21 protein-coding genes are annotated in these 20,894 nt (G+C 44.5%); 14 read left to right on the forward strand and 7 right to left on the reverse strand.

All coding sequences use genetic code 11. The annotated features are described in order from the left end of the window. Positions 1-32 precede the first annotated feature (32 nt). Together R7E29_RS15755 and R7E29_RS15760 are read right to left on the reverse strand one after the other, a co-directional pair. Complete coding sequence (locus R7E29_RS15755; protein ID WP_005380310.1) at positions 33-482, reverse strand: YaiI/YqxD family protein; 450 nt, start codon at positions 480-482, stop codon at positions 33-35. Further along, positions 479-772, reverse strand: a complete 294-nt coding sequence (locus tag R7E29_RS15760; RefSeq protein WP_005391777.1) for a hypothetical protein — start codon at positions 770-772, stop codon at positions 479-481. The genes R7E29_RS15755 and R7E29_RS15760 overlap by 4 nt, the downstream gene beginning before the upstream one ends. 932 nt (positions 773-1,704) lie before the next feature. On the opposite strand from R7E29_RS15760, the gene R7E29_RS15765 reads away from it, so the two are divergent. After that, positions 1,705-2,190, forward strand: a complete 486-nt coding sequence (locus R7E29_RS15765; RefSeq protein ID WP_213906554.1) for a GNAT family N-acetyltransferase — start codon at positions 1,705-1,707, stop codon at positions 2,188-2,190. On the opposite strand, the gene R7E29_RS15770 is transcribed toward R7E29_RS15765, so the two are convergent. Then, the gene (locus tag R7E29_RS15770) at positions 2,150-2,449 is read right to left on the reverse strand and encodes a DUF3301 domain-containing protein (RefSeq protein WP_005380315.1); all 300 of its coding nucleotides are present in this window, start codon (positions 2,447-2,449) and stop codon (positions 2,150-2,152) included. The two genes, R7E29_RS15765 and R7E29_RS15770, sit on opposite strands and share 41 nt — an antisense overlap. 13 nt (positions 2,450-2,462) lie before the next feature. After that, a complete protein-coding gene (locus R7E29_RS15775; RefSeq protein WP_213906534.1) occupies positions 2,463-3,500 on the reverse strand; it encodes a DUF3549 family protein in 1,038 nt (345 codons plus the stop codon). 76 nt (positions 3,501-3,576) lie between these two features. On the opposite strand from R7E29_RS15775, the gene R7E29_RS15780 reads away from it, so the two are divergent. Together R7E29_RS15780 and truC are read left to right on the forward strand one after the other, a co-directional pair. Further along, entirely contained in the window at positions 3,577-3,891 is a 315-nt protein-coding gene (locus R7E29_RS15780; protein ID WP_042521408.1) for a YqcC family protein, read from the forward strand. Between the two features lie 4 nt (positions 3,892-3,895). Then, positions 3,896-4,666 carry a tRNA pseudouridine(65) synthase TruC gene (truC, locus tag R7E29_RS15785; protein ID WP_213906535.1) on the forward strand — a complete coding sequence of 257 codons (771 nt, stop codon included), beginning with the start codon at positions 3,896-3,898 and terminating at the stop codon, positions 4,664-4,666. 90 nt (positions 4,667-4,756) lie between these two features. Here the strand turns inward: truC and R7E29_RS15790 are convergent, their stop codons facing one another. From R7E29_RS15790 to map, 3 genes are all read right to left on the reverse strand, one after another. Beyond that, a complete protein-coding gene (locus R7E29_RS15790) occupies positions 4,757-5,140 on the reverse strand; it encodes a DUF3461 family protein (RefSeq protein WP_171344492.1) in 384 nt (127 codons plus the stop codon). A 142-nt stretch (positions 5,141-5,282) separates the two neighbouring features. Next, positions 5,283-7,907 (reverse strand): bifunctional uridylyltransferase/uridylyl-removing protein GlnD, encoded by a 2,625-nt coding sequence (gene glnD / locus R7E29_RS15795; RefSeq protein ID WP_017636037.1) that lies wholly within the window; start codon positions 7,905-7,907, stop codon positions 5,283-5,285. A 108-nt stretch (positions 7,908-8,015) separates the two neighbouring features. Further along, positions 8,016-8,894 (reverse strand): type I methionyl aminopeptidase, encoded by an 879-nt coding sequence (gene map, locus R7E29_RS15800; protein WP_005380326.1) that lies wholly within the window; start codon positions 8,892-8,894, stop codon positions 8,016-8,018. Between the two features lie 384 nt (positions 8,895-9,278). Between map and rpsB the strand changes: the two genes are divergently transcribed. The 11 genes from rpsB (at position 9,279) to lpxD (ending at position 20,857) form a co-directional block, all read left to right on the forward strand. Then, a complete protein-coding gene (gene rpsB, locus R7E29_RS15805; protein ID WP_005380327.1) occupies positions 9,279-10,007 on the forward strand; it encodes a 30S ribosomal protein S2 in 729 nt (242 codons plus the stop codon). A gap of 132 nt (positions 10,008-10,139) precedes the next feature. Further along, a complete protein-coding gene (tsf, locus tag R7E29_RS15810; protein WP_005380328.1) occupies positions 10,140-10,985 on the forward strand; it encodes a translation elongation factor Ts in 846 nt (281 codons plus the stop codon). Between the two features lie 147 nt (positions 10,986-11,132). Next, positions 11,133-11,858: a UMP kinase gene (gene pyrH, locus R7E29_RS15815; protein ID WP_005380329.1), complete on the forward strand. Its 726-nt coding sequence runs from the start codon at positions 11,133-11,135 to the stop codon at positions 11,856-11,858. Positions 11,859-11,958: 100 nt separating this feature from the next. Then, positions 11,959-12,516 (forward strand): ribosome recycling factor, encoded by a 558-nt coding sequence (frr, locus tag R7E29_RS15820; RefSeq protein ID WP_005380330.1) that lies wholly within the window; start codon positions 11,959-11,961, stop codon positions 12,514-12,516. 96 nt (positions 12,517-12,612) lie between these two features. After that, a complete protein-coding gene (locus tag R7E29_RS15825) occupies positions 12,613-13,368 on the forward strand; it encodes an isoprenyl transferase (RefSeq protein WP_005380331.1) in 756 nt (251 codons plus the stop codon). 12 nt (positions 13,369-13,380) lie between these two features. Next, the gene (locus tag R7E29_RS15830) at positions 13,381-14,223 is read left to right on the forward strand and encodes a phosphatidate cytidylyltransferase (protein ID WP_005385351.1); all 843 of its coding nucleotides are present in this window, start codon (positions 13,381-13,383) and stop codon (positions 14,221-14,223) included. A 50-nt stretch (positions 14,224-14,273) separates the two neighbouring features. After that, positions 14,274-15,479: a 1-deoxy-D-xylulose-5-phosphate reductoisomerase gene (gene ispC, locus R7E29_RS15835; RefSeq protein ID WP_213906536.1), complete on the forward strand. Its 1,206-nt coding sequence runs from the start codon at positions 14,274-14,276 to the stop codon at positions 15,477-15,479. Beyond that, entirely contained in the window at positions 15,479-16,837 is a 1,359-nt protein-coding gene (gene rseP, locus R7E29_RS15840; RefSeq protein WP_017820751.1) for a sigma E protease regulator RseP, read from the forward strand. The genes ispC and rseP overlap by 1 nt, the downstream gene beginning before the upstream one ends. 44 nt (positions 16,838-16,881) lie before the next feature. Continuing rightward, positions 16,882-19,296, forward strand: a complete 2,415-nt coding sequence (gene bamA, locus R7E29_RS15845; protein ID WP_042521413.1) for an outer membrane protein assembly factor BamA — start codon at positions 16,882-16,884, stop codon at positions 19,294-19,296. Positions 19,297-19,309: 13 nt separating this feature from the next. Then, positions 19,310-19,819: an OmpH family outer membrane protein gene (locus tag R7E29_RS15850; protein ID WP_005391804.1), complete on the forward strand. Its 510-nt coding sequence runs from the start codon at positions 19,310-19,312 to the stop codon at positions 19,817-19,819. A gap of 6 nt (positions 19,820-19,825) precedes the next feature. After that, positions 19,826-20,857 carry a UDP-3-O-(3-hydroxymyristoyl)glucosamine N-acyltransferase gene (lpxD, locus tag R7E29_RS15855; protein ID WP_005380347.1) on the forward strand — a complete coding sequence of 344 codons (1,032 nt, stop codon included), beginning with the start codon at positions 19,826-19,828 and terminating at the stop codon, positions 20,855-20,857. Positions 20,858-20,894: the final 37 nt, after the last annotated feature.

Here is a 20,894-nt window from a genome sequence, read left to right on the forward strand (position 1 = left end):
GATATGCTGGCTCAATATGAATAGAGTGAGGGTTACTTCTTAAATTTCGCCAAAATACGATCCAAATGGTTTGCAAATTCGCGTCGATCGGTTTGAGAAAGCGCGGCGGGCCCACCTGTCTGAATTCCGCTTGAACGCATGGTTTCCATAAAGTCGCGGATATTTAGGCGAGCTTTGATGGTGTCTTTTGTATAGAGCTCGCCACGAGAACTGAGGGCTTGAGCGCCTTTAGAGATAACCTCATCTGCAAGCGGAATATCTGACGTGATCACCAAGTCGTTGGCTTCCACACGCTTGACGATTTCGTTGTCTGCGATGTCAAATCCCGCAGGGACTTGCAGCGAGTGGATGTTGTCTCTTTTCGGCACAGGGACAACGTGGTTAGCGACAAACGTACATTCAATCCCCGTACGCTCGGCGGCACGCACAATGGTTTCGCGAATAACTTTCGGACACGCGTCTGCATCTACCCATAACTTCATGATGATTTCTCACTGAGTTTCGCTTCTAACTCTTCAATACGAATGGCTAGCATTTTTACGGTGCGCTCTAGGGCTTCAAGACGATCATTATCGGTGTGGTGTTGTGCTGCGATTTCAACCTTGGGTACGCGTTGAGCACTCTTCCAACTTTTTATTGCGGTGATTAATGCTGGCATTGGAACTGGCGTTTTCAAGCGTGCTTTCACTAACGCTACGGTTGGCTCTTTTCCTTGTTGTTGCAACTGTTCCATTGCCGCTTCTAATTCTTTAGTAACGTCTTGAGTTAACATTTTTAATCCTTAACAACGATATATCTATCATCATACGTTGAGTGCGCTAATTTGGCGAATGGCATTTTGGAGAGTGTAGTGTGAGAGATCTCTTACATAGGTTGTGAGAGAAAACGATTTCGTAAGCGGAAAAAGAGAAGCTGAAGAGCTTAAGTTTCTGATAAATAATGATTTAACAACTTATTAACCAATGTGAGAGCCAAATATTTATCTTAGATAGATTGTCTATTTTTGGAAAAGGCGTAAATTGAGAGTTGTCAGCAGGAAGCAGACATGGAACAGGAAAGCACCAAGGATTTGGTTATCGTCAGGAAGACGATTTGGTTGGTCAGGATGATTAATCAAGCATGGAGCGTAGGACATTGTAAGGATACTATCATCAATAGGATGTTGATGACTAAGGATAGACAATGGACCCCTCTAGGATTGAGGTTATGGACAGCATCAGGAAGATGCAAGGGACACCGCTCAAGGAACAAGTGACGTGTGCTAACGAGGAATGTTAGCAGTCAGGATGATAAGGACACCGCTAGGACGGCGACGTAAGGAATAAGCTGACGGAATCAGCCACTATTATGGATGATGCATGGAGCACTTTTAGTAGCCGGACTGCTGCGAGTAAGACCATGACCCCGATACTTATGTGTCGGGGTCTTTCTTATATAAAAACGATATCCAGTGTTCTCATTGAATTAAGCATCTCGATGTTATTTGGGGATATCAATATCACAAAATATATAAATTCCTAATAACACTTAATAAAAAACAACTCAGATCAATATCCTTTCCAACCAGTTGGTTTAACTTTCGGCTTCTCTACAAGGTGTTATGCCCGCAATCATTGAGCATGTTCAGCTCATCGAGTTTGTGATCTGCGGATAGATTAAGTTTGTTGTAATCAAGGAACAGATGTGGCCATAGTAACCAGAAGAATGCTTCTTCTACCCTACAATGAGTCGTTGCAACTAGAATTCGTCATGCTGAATTGCTGTGCGAAAAACCGTGCTGAATTGAATGGTCCGTATACAGTTGCGTCTGCCAAACAGATGTTTGAGAAAATACTGGATGATGAGAACATTTATAGTATGGCAGTGCTAGAGAGCACCAGTCGTGACTATATGGGGCACGTGTTCATTGCTAATCTCGATTCCGAACCTGAATTAGGGTTTATTTTTGATAAATCATATTGGGGTAAAGGGTTAGCAACAGAAGCACTAAAAGCATTTTTCCCCAAAGCGTGCCATGAATTGGGCTTGAATAAGGTGAAAGCTAACGTGAATAGCAATCATCAAGCTTCTATGGCAGTACTGAAAAAGCTGGGATTTGTTGAAACAAAAGAAAGTAAGGATATATATGGTCCTTACTTTGAAATGGAATTTACAAGCGATGCGGTGGTAGGTGAAAGTTCTGCGGCCTGAAACCGACCATGGTTAACTCTCCTTGGTAGCAATCGTCACCAAGAGATGAAAACTCAAATTGATACACCGTATGCCAACGCCAGACTCCGTCTGGCGTTTTTAGTTTATGGGCACCAAAGGCGATGCTGATTAATTGGAGATCCAATTGCTCACATTTACGCGTGATGGCCGCTTTTGCGAGTTCGGCTTGGCGACGCTGTTGCCAAAACAGGTAACAGAAAAAGCAGAGCCCTAAAATTGCTAAAAGATCACCAATCATTCCTGAACCTTTCTTAGCTTTTTGTTGTTTGTTGTAAGCTTACTAGCGCATTTGCTAGTTCCTCTGATGGGTTTGAATGCAGTAAAGGCAATAACACCATTCTTAACTCTGGCAGCATCACTAAATCGGCAAATAACTGATTAAATAGGGCTTGATTACCGGTTTGAGCTAAACGCAGCAAAAACTGTTCTGCTACCTTTTCATTGGCGAGTAAGTGCCAAGCGCGACCCGCCACACCAATCAATACCTCCTGATGGCTTAAACGAGGGCTATGCAATATCGCATCTAATACTGGAGAGGCGACTTCTGTTGGTGCACCAGCAAGGGCTCGGATAAGTGCTGAAAGTAGGAAGAGATCAGGTTCGCTACTTGCGATTTCTTGCTGTGCCTTTTCCGCGATACGTCCTGCTAAACGCTCTTGAAGCTCTACGTGCTCAAGCGCACCTAATAGGGCATAAAGTGGCTCATTTGGTAGGTGGTTCAACGCTTTGCGTATCATTACCCCGTTTTGCTCTTTGTCCAGGCGAGCGGCTATGTCTGTGATACCTTGCAGACCTACAGTTTGCCAATTATCCCAGCCTAAACCTCCAGAGAAGTAATGCTGGGTATGCTCGTAATATTGGCTGGTAGGAAGATTGAGGTTTGCGCGGACCTGGCTATGAAACACGGCCATTTTATCTTCGGAAGGTTTGAAAGTGTATGGGTTGTTAGACAGCTTTTGTTGTTGCTCTTCAGTGATATCATCATTGAGGCGTGTTCCCATAGCCTCCACGACGTATTTAATGAAATTGCCGATATCCGCTTGCTTTAACAAACCGCGCTCGTCCAATTCAAACTTTAGAAACCAAATCCAAGGTTGCTTTTGTTCATTCCAATAAGCGATGGCAAGGTGTGCTTTACGCTGCATTGGAAATGGGTAAGGTGCTTGACCTTTTTCTACATCGGTAAACTCTTTCTTAGCGATGGTTTTGATACGGCGACCAAGATCGAAGATTTGATAATCACAGTGGCTGTTGTTCAACAGTTGAGTGAGGGTTTGAATGTTTTCCATTAAATACGACGTCCTAACGTTCTTTTCACAAGAAATGGTATCATTCTCGGCTAATTCAAGGTTCGAGATAGAATTAATGGTAACAAATACTCAATTGGTCGACTTACTTCACCAACTTGAAACGCAGCTTAGAGAGCATAAATTGTGGCAATACACTATGCCTTCAGAGCAAGCCTTACAAAGTGCGGAGCCATTTGCGATTGATACATTGCATCCTCATGAGTGGTTGCAGTGGATTTTTATAGCCAGAATGCACGCACTAGTGAAAAATAACCAACCACTGCCAAGAGGGTTTTCTCTCGAGCCCTATTTTTCAGAAGCGTGGAAGCAGGAACCGCAGTTCGCCGAGCTGCTCGTTACAATCCGAACCATTGACGAACTGTGTAAGTAAACGAATGCTAGAACAAGAACTAACGCGATCTTCAGAACCAGTTGAGCTGGAGATCGTTTATCAGGATGAATATTTTGTAGCGGTCAACAAGCCTGCAGGCATGTTAGTGCATCGCAGTTGGTTAGATAAACACGAAACTCAGTTTGTCATGCAAACTTTGCGCGACCAAATTGGTCAGCATGTGTTCCCATTGCATCGTCTGGATCGCCCAACATCTGGTGTGCTCGTGTTTGCGTTGTCGAGTGAAGTCGCATCACAAGTCATGCCGATGTTTGCTGAACATAAAATGGAAAAGACATACCACGCAATAGTACGCGGTTGGATTGAGGAAGAGGGCGTCTTGGATTACGCGCTCAAAGTCGAGTTAGACAGGATTGCTGATAAGTTCGCTTCACAAGAAAAAGAAGCGCAAGAAGCGGTGACGGAATATAAGCCGTTGGCTAAAGTGGAAGTTCCCTATTCGACGGGTAAATTTCCTACAACGCGTTATTGCTTAGTTGAGATGAAACCTAAAACGGGGCGTAAGCACCAACTTCGTCGTCATATGGCACATCTACGCCATCCGATCGTGGGTGATACAACGCACGGGGATGGAAAGCACAACAAGCTGTATCGCACAGAGTTTGAATCTCATCGTCTGCTACTGCATGCTTCAGAGTTACGGTTCATCCATCCATTTACCGATCAAGAGATTGTTATGACGGCTAATCTTGATGAAACTTGGCAGCAATTGTTTACTCGATTTGAGTGGGATGAATCGATGATCAACCGATAATCGGCGCAGTTAGATCTAGATAATGATTGGGTACAAATAAAAAGGGTTAGCATCAATGCTAACCCTTTTTTAATATTTAAGACTTAACGTTTACTTTAGTTTTGCGAGATCCGCTTCGATCTCTGCGATCTTGCTCGAAACGACTTTTTCTAAATGACGAAGGTCTGAAAGAATTTTCTCTTTTACATCAACCTCAGGTTGTTTCGTTGGCTTAGTGATTTTATTCAGCTCATCAATGACTAATGTGAGGTTACGGTTGATTTCCGTTACTTCTTTATATTTGTGACTGCCACTATCAACAAGAACATTTTTGATTTGGCGTGGGTATTTGAATTTAACGCTTTTAGCGAATAGTTCGCCTTTTTGCTTGTGGAAATAGATCTTGAGTACGTCTTTGTGTGCTTCTTGGCGTAGGGAATAACGTTCAATCTGCTTAGGGTCGTGAATACCCAAACCAGTGAGGTGGGGATACATAGGCTACCTCTATTACATCGAATTGATATTGATATAACTGTAGCAGCCTATGTATGAGCTAGATAGCTGATATTTAGCCAAAATGCTTAACTTGTGGGCAAGATCGCTCTCGCCCTGAACCGAAAAGATTGGCAGGTTTGATCTAAGCTGCGACCTCATCAGATAACTTTTCGATCAATCTCTCTCTTAGCTCATCTTGCTGTTCTTCACTTAACCTTCCCCCTGCATCACTGGTTAAAATAAACAAGTCTTCTGCTCGCTCACCAATGGTGGTGATTTTAGCACCGTGAAGGTTGATGTTTAAATCAGCAAACGTACGGCCTACTTTGGCCAACAGCCCCGGTGTGTCTAGCGCGACAAACTCCATTAAAGTGTGTTTTTTACCTTTGGTTGGTAAGAAGTCGACTTTGGTTTTCACGTTAAAGTGCTGAAGTTTGTTCGGAGTACGGCGCGTTTTAATCTTGGTTGGTCGGCCCGCCTCCAGTACATGGGTGAGGTGTTTAATCACCGCCGCGTGACGAGACTCATCGATCGCTTCGCCATGTTGATCGAGTACCATAAAGGTATCAATCACGTGCCCATCTTTGCTGGTCATGATTTGCGCGTCGTGTACATTAAAATTACGCCTATCTAACTCCGCCACGACCGTCGCAAATAAAGCAGGCTGGTCTTTCGTATATACAAACACCTCAGTGCCCCCACGAGTGGCTTTTTTACTGATCAATACCAAAGGCTTAGTCGGATCTTCCATGCGAAGTAAGTGTTCACAGTGCCACGCGATTTGCGTATGAGTATGACGAAGGAAGTAGTCAGCTTTAAAGCGTTGCCACAATACTTCAATTTCGCGCGCGGCAAACCCCTCTTTGCGCAGCATTGCGGAGGCCATTTGTTGATTGTGGCGAATTCGCTCACGCACATCGACAGGGTTCTCTAGGCCTCTACGTAAAGCACGTTGTGTGGAGTAATACAGCTCCGCAAGTAAAGTTCGTTTCCAAGCATTCCAAAGTTCTGGGTTGGTTGCACAAATATCTGCAACTGTCAGGCATACAAGATAATCGAGAGATTCTTCGTCTCTGACTTTTTTGGCAAATTCGGTAATGACATCAGGATCATAAATGTCTCGGCGCTGTGCGGTGACAGACATTAATAGATGATGTCTTACCAACCAAGCGACAAGTTTGGCTTCGGGCTTCGATAAGCCATGCTCAATGCAGAAGTCGTACGCTTCTCCTTCACCGATAATTGAGTGATCGCCGCCACGACCTTTCCCGATATCGTGGAAAATAGCGGCAATAATCAGCAGCTCTTTCTTTTGCATTCGAGGGTAGACGTCACAGCAAATTGGGTGCTTCGCATGATTTTCTGGGTCACTAAAAGTGTTGATGTGTTTAAGTAAGCGAATACTGTGTTCATCAACTGTGTAGGCATGGAATAAGTCAAACTGCATTTGACCAACAATCTGACTCCATTGCGGTAAATAGGCCGCCATAACCCCTAATCGGTGCATGAGACTGAATGCTTTGTGCAGAGCATTAGGGTGACGACATAACGCCATGAACTTTTCACGCGCAGCAGGAATGGTGTGCAAAAACTTGTTGAGCCGACGGCGAGCGGTGCGCAGTTGACGCAGCGTTGGTGGGCTCACCCCTTCAATAGTTGAGTCGTTAGCAATATGTAAGAACATATCCAGAATAGTTTCTGGGCGAGCTTGGAACAATGCGGGTTTCCGCGCTTCAATTAAAGAACCGCGACGTTGAAAGTCCGTATCGAGAATCTCGGCACTTTCTGTCGCCCCACCATTAATGATCGCTTGGTCAAAGAGTTTGAGTAGCATTTTATTGAGCTCTGCCACACGACGAAGCGTGCGGTAGAACTCTTTCATCATCATTTCTACGCCTCGGTTGCCTTCTCCGACGTAGCCTAGATTTTCCGCAACTTGTGCTTGATGAGCAAAGGTCAAGCGGTTGTCATAGCGGCGAAGCTCCATGTGCAGAGCGAAACGTACTCGCCAAAGGAAGTCCTGACATTCAACCAATTCTCGGTATTCTGCGTCAGTTAAAAATCCGTATCGGCTCATTTCTAACAATGAAGTCGCACCAAAGTGACGTCGAGCGACCCAGCTTAATGTATGAATATCGCGCAGCCCGCCAGGGGTTGATTTAATGTCCGGTTCTAAGTTGTAGGTCGTGTCGTGGTAACGTGCATGGCGTTCGCGCTGCTCTTGAATTTTAGCGCGGTAAAACGTCTCACTTGGCCAGAAGGAGTCTGATAACACGACTTTCTTCAGTGCCTGAAAGGTGTCCTCGCTTCCACACAGCAGTCGCGCTTCTTGCAGGTTTGTCGCGACCGTTAGATCGGCTTTACCAATTTCAGCACATTCAGTAACGGTGCGAACAGCGTGTCCGACCTCGAGTTTTAAATCCCACAACAGCGTAATGAATTCGCTGATTTTTGCTTCTAACGCGGTTGGCAGTTTATTGTTCGACAGAATCAAAATATCGATATCGGAGAGCGGATGCAGCTCGCCTCGTCCGTAGCCACCAACGGCAACTAGGGAAATGTTGTAAATATCCTTGAAACCAAAATGTTGCCACAAACGATTGAGAAGCAGATCCATATATTCAGCTCTGGCTAAAACCAAGCTTGTTACCGGATGATGATTGAGAAACTCTTGGTTTTGATTAGAGCTAAACTTCTCTAATTCTTGTTTGAGTTCACCGATATTGATTTGTTCATCGGAAAAGGTAAGAGGGGACTGAAGTGTCATATTTGCCATCCGTGCAAGCTAATCTAATAACAATCTAACAAATTTGCGGCAGATAAAAAATATCCCCGCCGAAGCAGGGATATAGTAAACAACGAGTGGTCGTCAGCTTTACGCGTTTTTCATTAGGCGAGGAATCGTATCGTCGCTACGAAGCGTCAGTACTTCACAACCTTCTTTTGTTACTACAATGGTATGTTCCCATTGCGCAGAGTTCTTGCCGTCGCCCGTGTAAACAGTCCAGTCATCTTGTGCATCAACAGAGCAACCAAATTTACCAGCGTTAATCATCGGCTCAATAGTAAAGCACATGCCTTCTTTTAATACGCGGCGGTCTTTGTTCTTGTAATGAACCACTTGTGGTTCTTCATGGAACTCATCGCCGATACCGTGACCACAGAAGTCTTTCACAATAGAAAACTTGTTGCGAGGATTGTTCTTGTTGTTCTCTTTGATGTACTTCTCGATAGCTGTACCGATGTCACCAACCGTTGAACCTGGCTTAACGGTACGCATACCAACATACAGTGCTTCTTGAGCTACCATGCACAGACGTTTGTTTGCAGGCGAAACATCACCGACTAGGAACATCTTAGAAGTGTCACCATGGTACCCCTGAGGACGCACGCTCAGATCGGCATTCTCATCATTTGGAACGATTACGGTAATATCAACGTTTAAGATGTCACCATCTTTTAGTACCGCCGGCTTCATTTGGCCGTTACTACCGATTTCGTCTTTTTCCGCTGGAATACCGTGGCATACGATATGGTTGATTGAAGTACAGATCGACTTAGGGAAACCATGGTAATCAAGCGGAGCAGAGTATGCACCTTTTTCTAGAGCGTACTCATGACAGATTTTGTTTAACTCTTCTGTCGTCACACCAACTTTGATGTGTGGTTCGATCATTTCTAGAATCTCTGCGGCTAGCTTGCCCGCAATGCGCATGCGTTCTATTTCTTCAGCAGTTTTAATCTTGATTGACATTGGCTTTCTCTACTTATTCCTAAGCACGTAAACGTGCGAATGGCCGCATTCTATCAGACATCGGGGCGTTAACCCAAGTTAGATAGGAATATGCATCATTCTTAATTCGATCATATGTTTTAAGTTTTGCTTATAAATAGGAGAAAGTGGCTCGGTGAAGAAATAATTTTTACTAGCCACAGTGAGCTAAAATATGGTATAAAGCGCGCCGGAATAGAGGACTGTTCTCTTCGTTTAGCAAAGTTAAGCGGCGAAGCAAGCTTCATCCGAATAACCTTTTATCTTTAAATCACACACATTCCGTCACATATTCCGGGGTGCTGAGCAGAAGCTTGGTCGGAGTTATGGGGAATGTGGAGGCCTAACCCCATAGAGGATTTTAAAATGGCAACTGTATCAATGCGCGATATGCTAAAAGCTGGTGTTCACTTCGGTCACCAGACTCGTTACTGGAACCCAAAAATGAAGCCATTCATCTTTGGCGCTCGTAACAAAGTTCATATCATCAACCTAGAAAAAACTGTACCAATGTTCAACGACGCTCTAGCTGAACTAGCTAAAGTTGGCGAGAAAAAAGGTAAGGTTCTATTCGTAGGTACTAAGCGCGCTGCATCTGAAGCTGTTAAAGAAGCTGCAATCGCAAGCAACCAGTTTTACGTAAACAACCGCTGGTTAGGCGGTATGCTTACAAACTACAAAACAGTTCGTCAGTCTATCAAGCGTCTAAAAGAACTAGAGACTCAATCTCAAGACGGTACTTTTGACAAACTAACTAAGAAAGAAGCTCTAATGCGTACTCGCGAAATGGAGAAGCTAGAGAAATCTCTTGGTGGTATCAAAGACATGGGCGGCCTACCAGACGCTCTATTCGTAATCGACGCTGATCACGAACACATTGCAATTAAAGAAGCTAACAACCTAGGTATTCCAGTATACGCTGTGGTAGATACTAACTCTAACCCAGACGGCGTTGACTACGTAATCCCAGGTAACGACGACGCGATCCGCGCTGTACAGCTATACCTGAACGCTGCTGCTTCAGCAGTATCTGAAGGTCGTAACAAAGACGTAGCTGCAGTTGCTGAAAAAGACGGTTTCGTAGAAGCTGAATAATAGCGGCTCTGTGTCACACTTGGTCTATGTGAAACCTTTGTGTAGCATAAACTAAGTTATAGTTAGCAATGGGGGCCGACAATGTTAGGCCCCTGTTTTTTACCTTATTTCGAATCAAACGAGGAAGACAGAATGGCAACTGTAACTGCTGCTCTAGTTAAAGAACTTCGCGAGCGTACTGGCGCTGGCATGATGGAATGTAAGAAAGCGCTTGTAGAAGCAAACGCTGACATCGAACTAGCAATTGAAAACATGCGTAAATCTGGCGCAGCGAAAGCAGCTAAGAAAGCTGGTAACGTTGCAGCTGAAGGCGCAATCATCATCAAAGAAGAAAACGGCGTTGCTGTTCTTCTTGAAGTTAACTGCCAAACTGACTTCGTTGCTAAAGACGGTAACTTCACTGCATTCGCAGAAGAAGTTGCAGCTGCAGCTCTAGCTTCAAAAGCTTCTGTTGAAGAACTACAAGCACAATTCGAAGACGCACGTGTAGCTCTAGTAGCTAAAATTGGTGAAAACATCACTATCCGTCGCGTAGAATACGTTCAAGGCACTGCAATCGCTTCTTACCGTCACGGTGAGAAAATCGGTGTTGTTGTTGCTGGTGAAGGCGACGCAGAAACTCTTAAGCACGTTGCAATGCACGTTGCTGCTTCTAAGCCAGAGTTCGTTAACCCAGAAGACGTACCAGCTGACGTAGTAGAAAAAGAGAAAGCGGTTCAAGTTGAAATCGCAATGAACGAAGGCAAGCCTGCTGAAATCGCTGAGAAGATGGTTGTTGGCCGCATGAAGAAATTCACTGGCGAGATCTCTCTAACAGGTCAAGCTTTCATCATGGAGCCTAAGAAAACTGTAGGCGAAATGCTGAAAGAAAAAGGCGCTTCAGTTTCTACGTTCGTTCGCCTAGAAGTAGGTGAAGGTATCGAGAAGAAAGAAGAAATGAGCTTCGCTGAAGAAGTTGCAGCAGCTCAAAAAGGTTAATCCTTAGAGACTGTATAAAGATTAGACCGTAGCCAAGGCTACGGTCTTTTTATGAGCAGTGAACGATTAGCCGTGATGAATAGCCATAACTGAAGTTGTGTCTATTCATGACTGTTAATCAACAACTCTCTTTGGAAGGTAAACTCCATGACTACGAACCCTAAACCAGCGTATCAACGTATTCTATTAAAACTGAGTGGTGAAGCTCTTCAAGGTGAAGACGGTTTTGGTATTGATCCTGCGGTCCTTGATCGTATGGCACAAGAAGTTAAAGAACTGGTTGAACTGGGTGTTCAGGTTGGTGTAGTTATCGGTGGCGGTAACTTGTTCCGTGGTGCAGGCCTAGCTGAAGCTGGTATGAACCGCGTAGTTGGTGACCACATGGGTATGCTTGCTACAGTAATGAATGGCCTAGCGATGCGTGATGCTCTTCACCGTGCATACGTAAATGCGCGCGTTATGTCTGCAATCCCTCTAAAAGGCGTATGTGACGACTATAATTGGGCTGATGCGATCCGTGAGCTTCGCCAAGGCCGAGTTGTCATCTTCTCTGCTGGTACTGGTAACCCGTTCTTTACAACGGATTCTGCTGCTTGTTTACGTGGTATCGAAATTGAAGCGGATGTTGTACTAAAAGCGACGAAAGTTGATGGTGTATTTACTGCTGACCCTGTAGCAAACCCAGACGCAGAGCTGTATGATAAGCTATCTTATGCAGAAGTTCTGGATAAAGAGCTGAAAGTTATGGACTTGGCGGCGTTTACGCTAGCTCGTGACCACAAAATGCCAATCCGCGTATTTAATATGAACAAGCCAGGCGCACTACGTCGCGTGGTTATGGGCGAAGCAGAAGGCACGCTCATCAACGAATAAGCTTGGCTTAAGGTGCCACTCCAAAGCGTTAGGGTGGTGCTTGCTTTGCTCAACCGTTTTAGGCTTTCTTCAGGAAAGATGACATTTTTAAGGTGAAACTGTGATTAACGAAATCAAAAAAGACGCGCAAGAGCGCATGGATAAAAGCGTTGAAGCGCTTAAGAACAACCTTTCTAAAATTCGTACAGGTCGTGCACACCCAAGCCTACTATCTGGTATTTCTGTAGAATACTACGGTGCAGCAACACCTCTAAACCAAGTAGCAAACGTTATTGCTGAAGATGCGCGTACACTTGCAATCACGGTTTTTGATAAAGAGCTGACGCCGAAAGTAGAAAAAGCGATCATGACGTCTGACCTTGGTCTAAACCCTATGTCAGCTGGCACTATCATCCGCGTTCCACTTCCACCGCTAACGGAAGAGCGTCGTAAAGACCTAGTTAAGATCGTTCGTGGTGAAGCTGAAGGTGGTCGTGTTGCTGTTCGTAACATCCGTCGTGACGCAAACAACGATCTTAAAGCGCTTCTAAAAGATAAAGAAATCTCTGAAGATGAAGACCGTAAAGCACAAGACGAAATTCAAAAGCTAACTGACGTTGCAGTTAAGAAGATCGATGAAGTTCTTGCTGCAAAAGAAAAAGAGTTGATGGAAGTTTAATACTCCCACACACATCACTGTTGGAAAACGCTGTGCTCACAGCTCAGCGTTTTTTTATGTTAGTCTATCCAACTGATGGAACTCAATTAACTCCCTATGCAAAATTCTCAAGCCTTCTCTGATTCCCTTCCTAAGCATATTGCCATCATTATGGACGGTAATGGCCGTTGGGCTAAGTCCAAAGGAAAACCTCGCGTATTTGGTCATAAAAAAGGCGTTAGTGCCGTTCGTAAGACCGTGGCTGCTGCTTCAAAACTAGGCATTAGAGCCATGACGCTGTTTGCTTTTAGTAGTGAAAACTGGCGTCGTCCGGAGGAAGAAGTGGGTCTTTTGATGGAACTGTTTATCACGGTCCTGTCTAGTGAAGTAAAAAAACTACACAAAAATAACTTACGGTTGCGCGTGATCGGTGATACCAGTCGATTTAGTGAGCGTCTACAAAAGAAAATTGTAGAAGCAGAAAACCTAACGGCAGATAACACGGGTATGGTGATCAACATTGCAGCCAACTATGGCGGTAAATGGGACATCACAGAAGCTGCTAAAACGTTAGCGCTAAAAGCACGTAACGGTGAAATTCGTGTAGAGGATATCAATGAGCAGCTAATCACTGAGCATTTGACCATGGCAGACCTACCGGAAGTGGATCTTTTAATTCGCACCAGTGGAGAGTGCCGCATCAGCAACTTTATGTTGTGGCAAATGGCTTATGCAGAAATGTACTTTACACCAGAGTACTGGCCAGAATTCGATGAAGACAGTTTGGTAGAAGCTGTGACTTGGTTTATCAACCGAGAACGTCGTTTTGGCTGTACAGGTGAACAAATAAAGGCATTGATGGCAGCTCAATAAGGACTAGTTAGTTTGAAACAGAGAATAATAACAGCACTAATTTTAGCTCCCCTGGTTATTTTAGGCATTTTTAAATTACCGCTAATGGGCTTTATTGCCGCTTTAACTGCAATAACGCTATTAGGTTTTTGGGAGTGGACTCAGTTTACAGGAAGCAACTCTCGCATTGCTGCCCTTGTGCCGGCAATCATTATTACCGGACTTAGTTTTCTATACATCTCGCCTGATGCATATAGCCTCAATCACTTAACGACACCTCATTATGTCGTCTTGGGTATTGGTTTTGTTTGGTGGATTATTGCTAGCTTAATGGCGATTACTTACCCCAAAACGACGAAATCTTGGCAAAGTAATTTTGTTTTACGTCATGTATTTGGTTTTCTGACATTAATCCCATTCCTTTGGAGTGTGATTATTCTCAGAGCGTATGACATCACTGTAGATCCATACCACGGCGCAAAGCTTGTGTTGTACGTTTGTTTCTTGGTATGGGCTGCAGATAGCGGCGCCTACTTTGCAGGCAAAAGCTTAGGCAAACGTAAGATGGCTCCTCATGTAAGCCCCAATAAAACTATTGAAGGGCTAATTGGCGGCATTATCACGGCATTAATCGTAGCGTGGGCATTTGCTGATTGGTTCGACATCCAGTTCACTAGCCCTGTCCATATGGTGCTGATTACGCTAGTGACTGTCGTTATTTCAGTGCTTGGTGATCTGGTTGAAAGTATGTTCAAACGTGTCTCAGGCATTAAAGACAGCAGTAACATTATCCCAGGGCACGGTGGTGTGCTAGATCGTATCGACAGCCTAACCGCAGCATTCCCAGTTTTTGCTCTTCTTTACTACGTATTCTAATTTATCAGGAGCGGCGTCGTCGCTCCTGAGCTTTCTAACGGTCTTACAACATGCAAAAGTTAACGATTCTTGGTGCTACTGGATCAATTGGTGCAAGCACGCTTAAAGTGGTCGAACAAAACCCAGATCTGTTTTCTGTCGTTGCCTTAGCGGCAAGCACTAACGTTGAAAAGATGATCGGTCTATGTCGTCAGTGGCAACCTAAGTATGCGGTCATGGCAGATAAAGCTGCGGCATCTCAACTTCAAGCTGAGCTACACTCGGTTTCACCAAGTACCGAAGTGCTAGGTGGTGTTGATGCGCTATGCCATATTGCTTCGCTGGACGAGGTCGACAGTGTAATGGCTGCTATTGTAGGAGCAGCCGGCTTATTGCCTACTATGGCTGCCGTGAAAGCAGGTAAGCGAGTCTTGTTGGCAAATAAAGAAGCACTTGTAATGTCAGGCCAGCTATTTATTGATGCTGTAGAAGAATTTGGCGCAGAGCTACTTCCCGTCGACAGTGAACACAACGCCATTTTCCAATGTTTACCACAGCAAGTACAAACCAATCTAGGTCGTTGCAATTTACAAGAACATGGCATTTCTCATATTTTGTTGACTGGATCTGGTGGTCCTTTCCGTTACACTGACATCGCAGAACTGGAGCAGGTGACACCCGCGCAGGCGATTGCTCATCCAAACTGGTCGATGGGGCCAAAAATTTCTGTTGATTCTGCCACGATGATGAACAAAGGCCTTGAGTATATCGAAGCTAAGTGGCTATTTAATGCTGCTCGCGAACAACTGAAGGTGGTTATTCATCCTCAATCGGTAATTCATTCTATGGTTCAGTATCGTGATGGTTCGGTCTTGGCACAAATGGGAGAAGCGGATATGGCGACGCCAATTGCGCTCACCATGTCATACCCGTCAAGAGTGGAAGCTGGGGTTAAGCCGCTAGACTTCACGAAAGTTGGTGAGCTGACGTTTTTGCAGCCTGATTTTGCTCGTTACCCATGTTTAAAACTCGCAATTGATGCCTGTTATGAAGGTCAACACGCAACAACAGCATTGAATGCAGCTAATGAAGTCGCTGTTGATGCATTTTTAAATAACAGACTAGGTTTTACCGATATTGCTCGCATCAATGAGTCTGTGTTGAGTAAAATCAACGCAAGCTGCAAAGCTGAGAATGCGAATAGCTTGGAAAGCTTGCTCGAGCTAGATAGAATGGCACGAACTATTGCCCTAGAAACCATACGCGAGCGTAGCTGATGACTGGTATATTGTGGAATCTCATTTCTTTTATCGTCGCACTGGGCATTCTTGTTGCCGTGCACGAATTTGGGCATTTTTGGGTTGCTCGCCGTTGCGGCGTTAAAGTTGAAAAGTTTTCAATCGGTTTCGGCAAGTCTATTTGGAGTAAAGTAGGCAAAGACGGAACGGAGTACAGCATCTCAATGATCCCTCTCGGCGGCTATGTGAAAATGGTTGATAGCCGTGTCGATGAGGTGCCAGAACATGAGAAGCACCTAGCGTTTGATAAGAAGCCGTTATGGAAGCGAACCTCTATTGTTGCGGCTGGCCCCATCTTTAATTTTCTTTTCGCAATTTTTGCCTATTGGCTGGTATTTCTAATTGGTATCCCGGCTGTTAAGCCTGTAATTGGTGAAGTTACGCCCAATTCGATTGTTGCGGAAGCTGGAATTGAATCTGGAATGGAACTTAAATCGATATCTGGTATCAAAACTCCGGATTGGGAATCAGTAAATATGGGATTGATTTCTCATATTGGCGATGATTTGATGACGGTAACACTAACGTCAGCGAATGAAGTTGGTTCAGAAGTAACGAAAACGCTCGATTTACGTGAGTGGAAGTTCGACCCAGAAACTCAGTCAGCGATGCAGTCGTTAGGTTTTACTCCGTATACACCGGAGGTGTATCGAGTTATCGAGCAGGTCTCGCAAGGTGGAGCGGCGGAAAAAGCCGGTGTGCTTCCAGGTGATGAGGTTGTCGCAATTGGTCAACAACGCGTGACCGAATGGAAGCAAGTGGTTGAAGCGGTTCGTTCTAATCCTGATACACCGCTTGAATTGACGGTGTTACGTCAGGGTTATGAGCAAACATTGACGCTGACGCCCGGTAGCCGTGAGCTAGCTAACAAAGAAGTCGTTGGTTTTGCAGGTATTGCACCTAAAGTCGCAGAATGGCCAGAAAGTTATCGCTTCGATCTTCAGTTTGGTGTATTCGAGTCAATAGGTAAAGCAGTAGACAAAACTGGCCAAGTCATTGGTTTGACAATCAGCATGCTTAAGAAGCTTATTGTTGGAGACGTTGGTCTGAATAATCTGAGTGGACCAATATCCATAGCCAAAGGCGCAGGCGCGACAGCAGATTATGGTTTGGTCTACTTTTTAGGTTTTCTCGCTCTAATTAGTGTTAACCTAGGTATTATTAACCTCGTTCCTTTACCAATGTTGGATGGCGGTCATTTGTTGTTTTTTGCAATTGAAGCAGTCATTCGACGTCCTGTTCCTGAGAAAGTGCAGGAAATGGGCTTTAGAATTGGTGGTGCGATTATCTTCTCGCTCATGGCGTTAGCGCTATTTAATGATTTTACTCGTCTGTGATAGTTCAGAGACAAAAGCAGTAGCAAGGAATAATTAGAACAAGTATGGCGATTAAGCGAATTCTATTTGCAAGTTTACTGGCGACCAGTGTATCTGCAAATGGAGCAGAGAACTTCGTAGTTCAAGATATTGAAATCGATGGATTGCAACGTGTAGCACTGGGTGCTGCATTGTTGAAAATGCCTGTACGTGTCGGTGATACCATTGGCCAAGGCGATGTTGCAGAAATTATCCGCGCCCTGTATGCATCTGGTAACTTTGAAGATGTGAAAGTGTTGCGTGACGGTGGTGTTCTGATGGTTCAAGTCAAAGAACGTCCTACCATTGCAAGCATCTCTTTTTCAGGTAACAAAGCAATCAAGGACGAGCAGCTACAAGAAAACCTGAACGCGTCTGGCGTTCGTGAAGGTGAAGCGCTTGACCGCACCACGCTAAGCAACATTGAAAAAGGCTTAGAAGACTTTTACTACAGCGTAGGTAAATACAACGCAACAGTAAAAGCGGTGGTGACTCCACTACCACGTAATCGTTCTGATCTTAAGTTTGTCTTTACTGAAGGTGTGTCGGCAAAAATTCAGCAAATCAACTTTATCGGTAATGAAGTGTTCAGTGATGAAGAGCTGCTTTCGCGCTTTAACTTAAATGTTGATGTGCCGTGGTGGAATTTCCTTTCTGATGAAAAGTATCAAAAGCAAGTTCTTGCAGGTGATATTGAAGCACTCAAATCATTCTACCTAGATCGTGGTTACTTAAAATTTAACGTTGATTCGACACAAGTTGCAATCTCTCCTGACAAGAAAGGGGTATACATTACTCTTGGTCTAGAAGAGGGCGAGGTTTACACCGTTAAGAACGTGAAGTTCCGTGGTGATTTGATTGGCGAGGAAGCGACGTTCGAAAGACTTGTGCCATTTGAAGACAATGAGACATACAACGGCTCGTTGGTTACTTCAATGGAAGAAGGGATTAAGCGTGTGCTTGGTGAGTCTGGTTATGCTTATCCTCAAGTGAATACCATTCCAGAGTTTGACGACGAGAATCAAGAAGTTTCTTTGGTCGTTAACGTAGACCCGGGTAACCGAATTTATGTTCGTGATATTCGCTTCACGGGTAATAACTCAACCAAAGATGAAGTCCTTCGTCGTGAAATGCGTCAGATGGAAGGCAGTTGGTTGAACTCGAAATCGATTGAAACGGGTAAAACTCGTCTAAATCGTTTGGGCTACTTTGAAAATGTTGAAGTACAGACGGTTCGAGTTCCTGGTAGTGATGATCAAGTTGACCTAGTTTACTCTGTCAAAGAAGCAAACTCTGGTAGTGTTAACTTCGGTGTTGGCTACGGTACAGAATCGGGTGTGAGCTTCCAGGTTGGCCTGCAACAAGATAACTTTATTGGTAGTGGTAACCGTGTTGGTATCAACGCGATGATGAATGACTACCAGAAAAACATCAGTCTAGATTACCGTGATCCGTACTGGAACTTAGACGGTGTAAGCTTGGGTGGTAAGGTTTTCTATAACGAATTTGAAGCTAAAGAAGCCAATATCGTTGACTATACCAACGAAAGCTATGGCGCGAGCTTAACGTGGGGCTTCCCATTCGATGAGTTGAACCGTTTTGAATTCGGTGTCGGTTATACGCACAACAAGATCGGTAACTTATCGCCTTACTTGCAGGTAGAGCAGTTCTTACGAGCACAAGCAGACAACATTGATTCTAGTGGAGCGTTGAACACAAACGACTTCGACTTCAATATCTCTTGGACACGTAATAACTTAAACCGTGGCTATTTCCCTACGGCAGGTAACCATCAGCGTGCATTCTATAAAATGACCGTACCTGGCTCTGACGTTCAATACTTCAAAATGCAGTACGATGTTCGCCAGTATGTGCCATTGACTAAAAAGCACGAGTTTACCCTCTTGTTCCGTGGCCGCTTAGGTTACGGTAATGGTTACGGTCAGACGGATGGTAACGATAACTTGTTCCCATTCTACGAAAACTACTACGCAGGTGGCTTTACATCGCTTCGTGGCTTTGGCTCAAACTCTGTTGGTCCTAAAGCGGTTTACCGTGATACATCTGGTTCAAACAATGGCGCAGATACAGCAACAGATGACTCTGTTGGTGGTAACGCCGTAGCGCTAGCAAGTGTTGAGTTGATTGTCCCAACACCATTTGCATCAGAAGAAGTACAAAACCAAATTCGTACCAGTATCTTCTTTGATATGGCAAGTGTTTGGGATACGGAGTTTGACTACCGCGATTCAGGTGCGGAATATGGTGACCGTTACTACTACGATTACTCAGATCCAACCAACTACCGCTCTTCTTACGGTGCGGCGTTGCAGTGGATGTCTCCAATGGGGCCACTAGTATTCTCACTAGCGAAACCAATTAAGAAATTTGATGGCGATGATGAAGAGTTCTTCACATTCACTATCGGTAGAACTTTCTAAAGAGGAAAATATTTTGAATAAAATGATCAAAGCGGCTGGGATTGGCCTTCTTGTACTGAGCTCTTCAATGTTTGCAAATGCGGCAGAAGCTGCACAGAAAATTGCTTACGTAAATACAGCTCAAGTTTTTCAAGCTCTTCCTCAACGTGAAGTTGTACTACAAAAAATGCAGAAAGACTTCAAAAGCAAAGCTGATGAACTGAAGTCAATCCAAGCACAAGCTAAAACAAAGATTGAGAAGCTACAACGTGACGGCGAGCTTTTGGGTCAAGACGAAGTTGAAAAGCTACGTATCGATATCGCGAAGCTCGACAGCGAGTACAAAGTGAAAGCACAAGCACTTGAAAAAGCAAGTGCGCGTCGTGAAGCTGAAGAAAAAGCGAAGCTTTTCAAAACGATTCAAGATGCAGTTAAGAAAGTCGCAGACAAAAATGGTTACGATCTTGTGATTGATATCTCTGCTTTGCAGTACGGCAAGCCAGAATACAATATCTCTGAAGACGTAATTAAAGCTCTAAAATAAGAAGTTATGAAGACATTAACATTAGCCGAATTGGCGACAATTACCGGGGGTGAGCTGTTTGGTGACGAGTCTCTCGTTGTAAGCCGTGTTGCTCCAATGGATAAAGCACAAGAAGGTGACGTAACCTTCTTGTCTAACCCAAAATACGCAAAACACCTTTCTGAGTGCCAAGCTACCGTTGTTATGGTAAAGGCTGAGCATAAAGATCAATGCGTTGGAAATGCGCTAGTGGTTTCAGACCCTTATGTCGCATTTGCTCGTGTGGTCCAAGCGATGGATACCACACCAAAACCGGCAGACGATATTGCACCAAGTGCTGTGATTGCCGCTGACGTTAAGATGGGTGAGAACGTTACAATCGGCGCTAACGCTGTGATTGAAACGGGCGTGGAACTCGGCGACAACGTAAGTGTTGGTGCTGGTTGTTTTATCGGTAAGAACGCCAAGCTAGGGAATAACACCAAGCTTTGGGCTAATGTCACTATCTACCATGAAGTGTCATTGGGTGATGACTGTCTCGTTCAATCGGGTACCGTCATTGGCTCTGATGGCTTCGGTTATGCGAATGACAAAGGCGAGTGGATTAAAATTCCTCAGCTTGGTTCAGTGCGTATCGGTAACCGCGTTGAGATTGGTGCTTGTACTACGATTGACCGCGGTGCACTCGAAGATACTATCATTGAAGACAATGTCATTCTGGATAACCAACTTCAAATCGCGCACAACGTGCAGATCGGATATGGTACCGTGATGCCTGGTGGTACTATTGTCGCGGGCAGTACAAAAATTGGTAAGTACTGCCAGATTGGCGGCGCGTCTGTTCTGAATGGCCATATCACTATCGCAGATGGTGTGGCTATTACAGGTATGGGCATGGTAATGCGCAGTATCGAAGAAAAAGGCCTTTACTCATCAGGTATCCCACTACAAACGAACAGAGAGTGGCGTAAGACCGCGACTCGAGTTCACCGTATTGATGAGATGAATAAGCGCCTAAAAGCGGTTGAAAAACAGCTGGAACAGAAAGAAGAAATTTAGAACAAGTTATCTTTCGCTCTGTATTTAATACGAAGGC

The organism is Vibrio sp. Vb1729, from assembly GCF_033338655.1.
In the GTDB taxonomy this organism is placed as follows: domain Bacteria; phylum Pseudomonadota; class Gammaproteobacteria; order Enterobacterales; family Vibrionaceae; genus Vibrio; species Vibrio alginolyticus.

Bases quoted from the DNA above. Each gene is read 5' to 3' on its own strand.
- truC (WP_213906535.1), top strand. From the start codon at position 3,896: ATGCTAGAACAAGAACTAACGCGATCTTCAGAACCAGTTGAGCTGGAG.
- R7E29_RS15755 (WP_005380310.1), bottom strand. From the start codon at position 482: ATGAAGTTATGGGTAGATGCAGACGCGTGTCCGAAAGTTATTCGCGAA.
- tsf (WP_005380328.1), top strand. From the start codon at position 10,140: ATGGCAACTGTAACTGCTGCTCTAGTTAAAGAACTTCGCGAGCGTACT.
- map (WP_005380326.1), bottom strand. From the start codon at position 8,894: ATGTCAATCAAGATTAAAACTGCTGAAGAAATAGAACGCATGCGCATT.
- R7E29_RS15760 (WP_005391777.1), bottom strand. From the start codon at position 772: ATGTTAACTCAAGACGTTACTAAAGAATTAGAAGCGGCAATGGAACAG.
- pyrH (WP_005380329.1), top strand. From the start codon at position 11,133: ATGACTACGAACCCTAAACCAGCGTATCAACGTATTCTATTAAAACTG.
- R7E29_RS15780 (WP_042521408.1), top strand. From the start codon at position 3,577: ATGGTAACAAATACTCAATTGGTCGACTTACTTCACCAACTTGAAACG.
- R7E29_RS15770 (WP_005380315.1), bottom strand. From the start codon at position 2,449: ATGATTGGTGATCTTTTAGCAATTTTAGGGCTCTGCTTTTTCTGTTAC.
- lpxD (WP_005380347.1), top strand. From the start codon at position 19,826: ATGAAGACATTAACATTAGCCGAATTGGCGACAATTACCGGGGGTGAG.
- ispC (WP_213906536.1), top strand. From the start codon at position 14,274: ATGCAAAAGTTAACGATTCTTGGTGCTACTGGATCAATTGGTGCAAGC.
- R7E29_RS15765 (WP_213906554.1), top strand. From the start codon at position 1,705: ATGCTTCTTCTACCCTACAATGAGTCGTTGCAACTAGAATTCGTCATG.
- R7E29_RS15790 (WP_171344492.1), bottom strand. From the start codon at position 5,140: ATGTATCCCCACCTCACTGGTTTGGGTATTCACGACCCTAAGCAGATT.
- bamA (WP_042521413.1), top strand. From the start codon at position 16,882: ATGGCGATTAAGCGAATTCTATTTGCAAGTTTACTGGCGACCAGTGTA.
- R7E29_RS15825 (WP_005380331.1), top strand. From the start codon at position 12,613: ATGCAAAATTCTCAAGCCTTCTCTGATTCCCTTCCTAAGCATATTGCC.
- R7E29_RS15775 (WP_213906534.1), bottom strand. From the start codon at position 3,500: ATGGAAAACATTCAAACCCTCACTCAACTGTTGAACAACAGCCACTGT.
- glnD (WP_017636037.1), bottom strand. From the start codon at position 7,907: ATGACACTTCAGTCCCCTCTTACCTTTTCCGATGAACAAATCAATATC.
- rseP (WP_017820751.1), top strand. From the start codon at position 15,479: ATGACTGGTATATTGTGGAATCTCATTTCTTTTATCGTCGCACTGGGC.
- rpsB (WP_005380327.1), top strand. From the start codon at position 9,279: ATGGCAACTGTATCAATGCGCGATATGCTAAAAGCTGGTGTTCACTTC.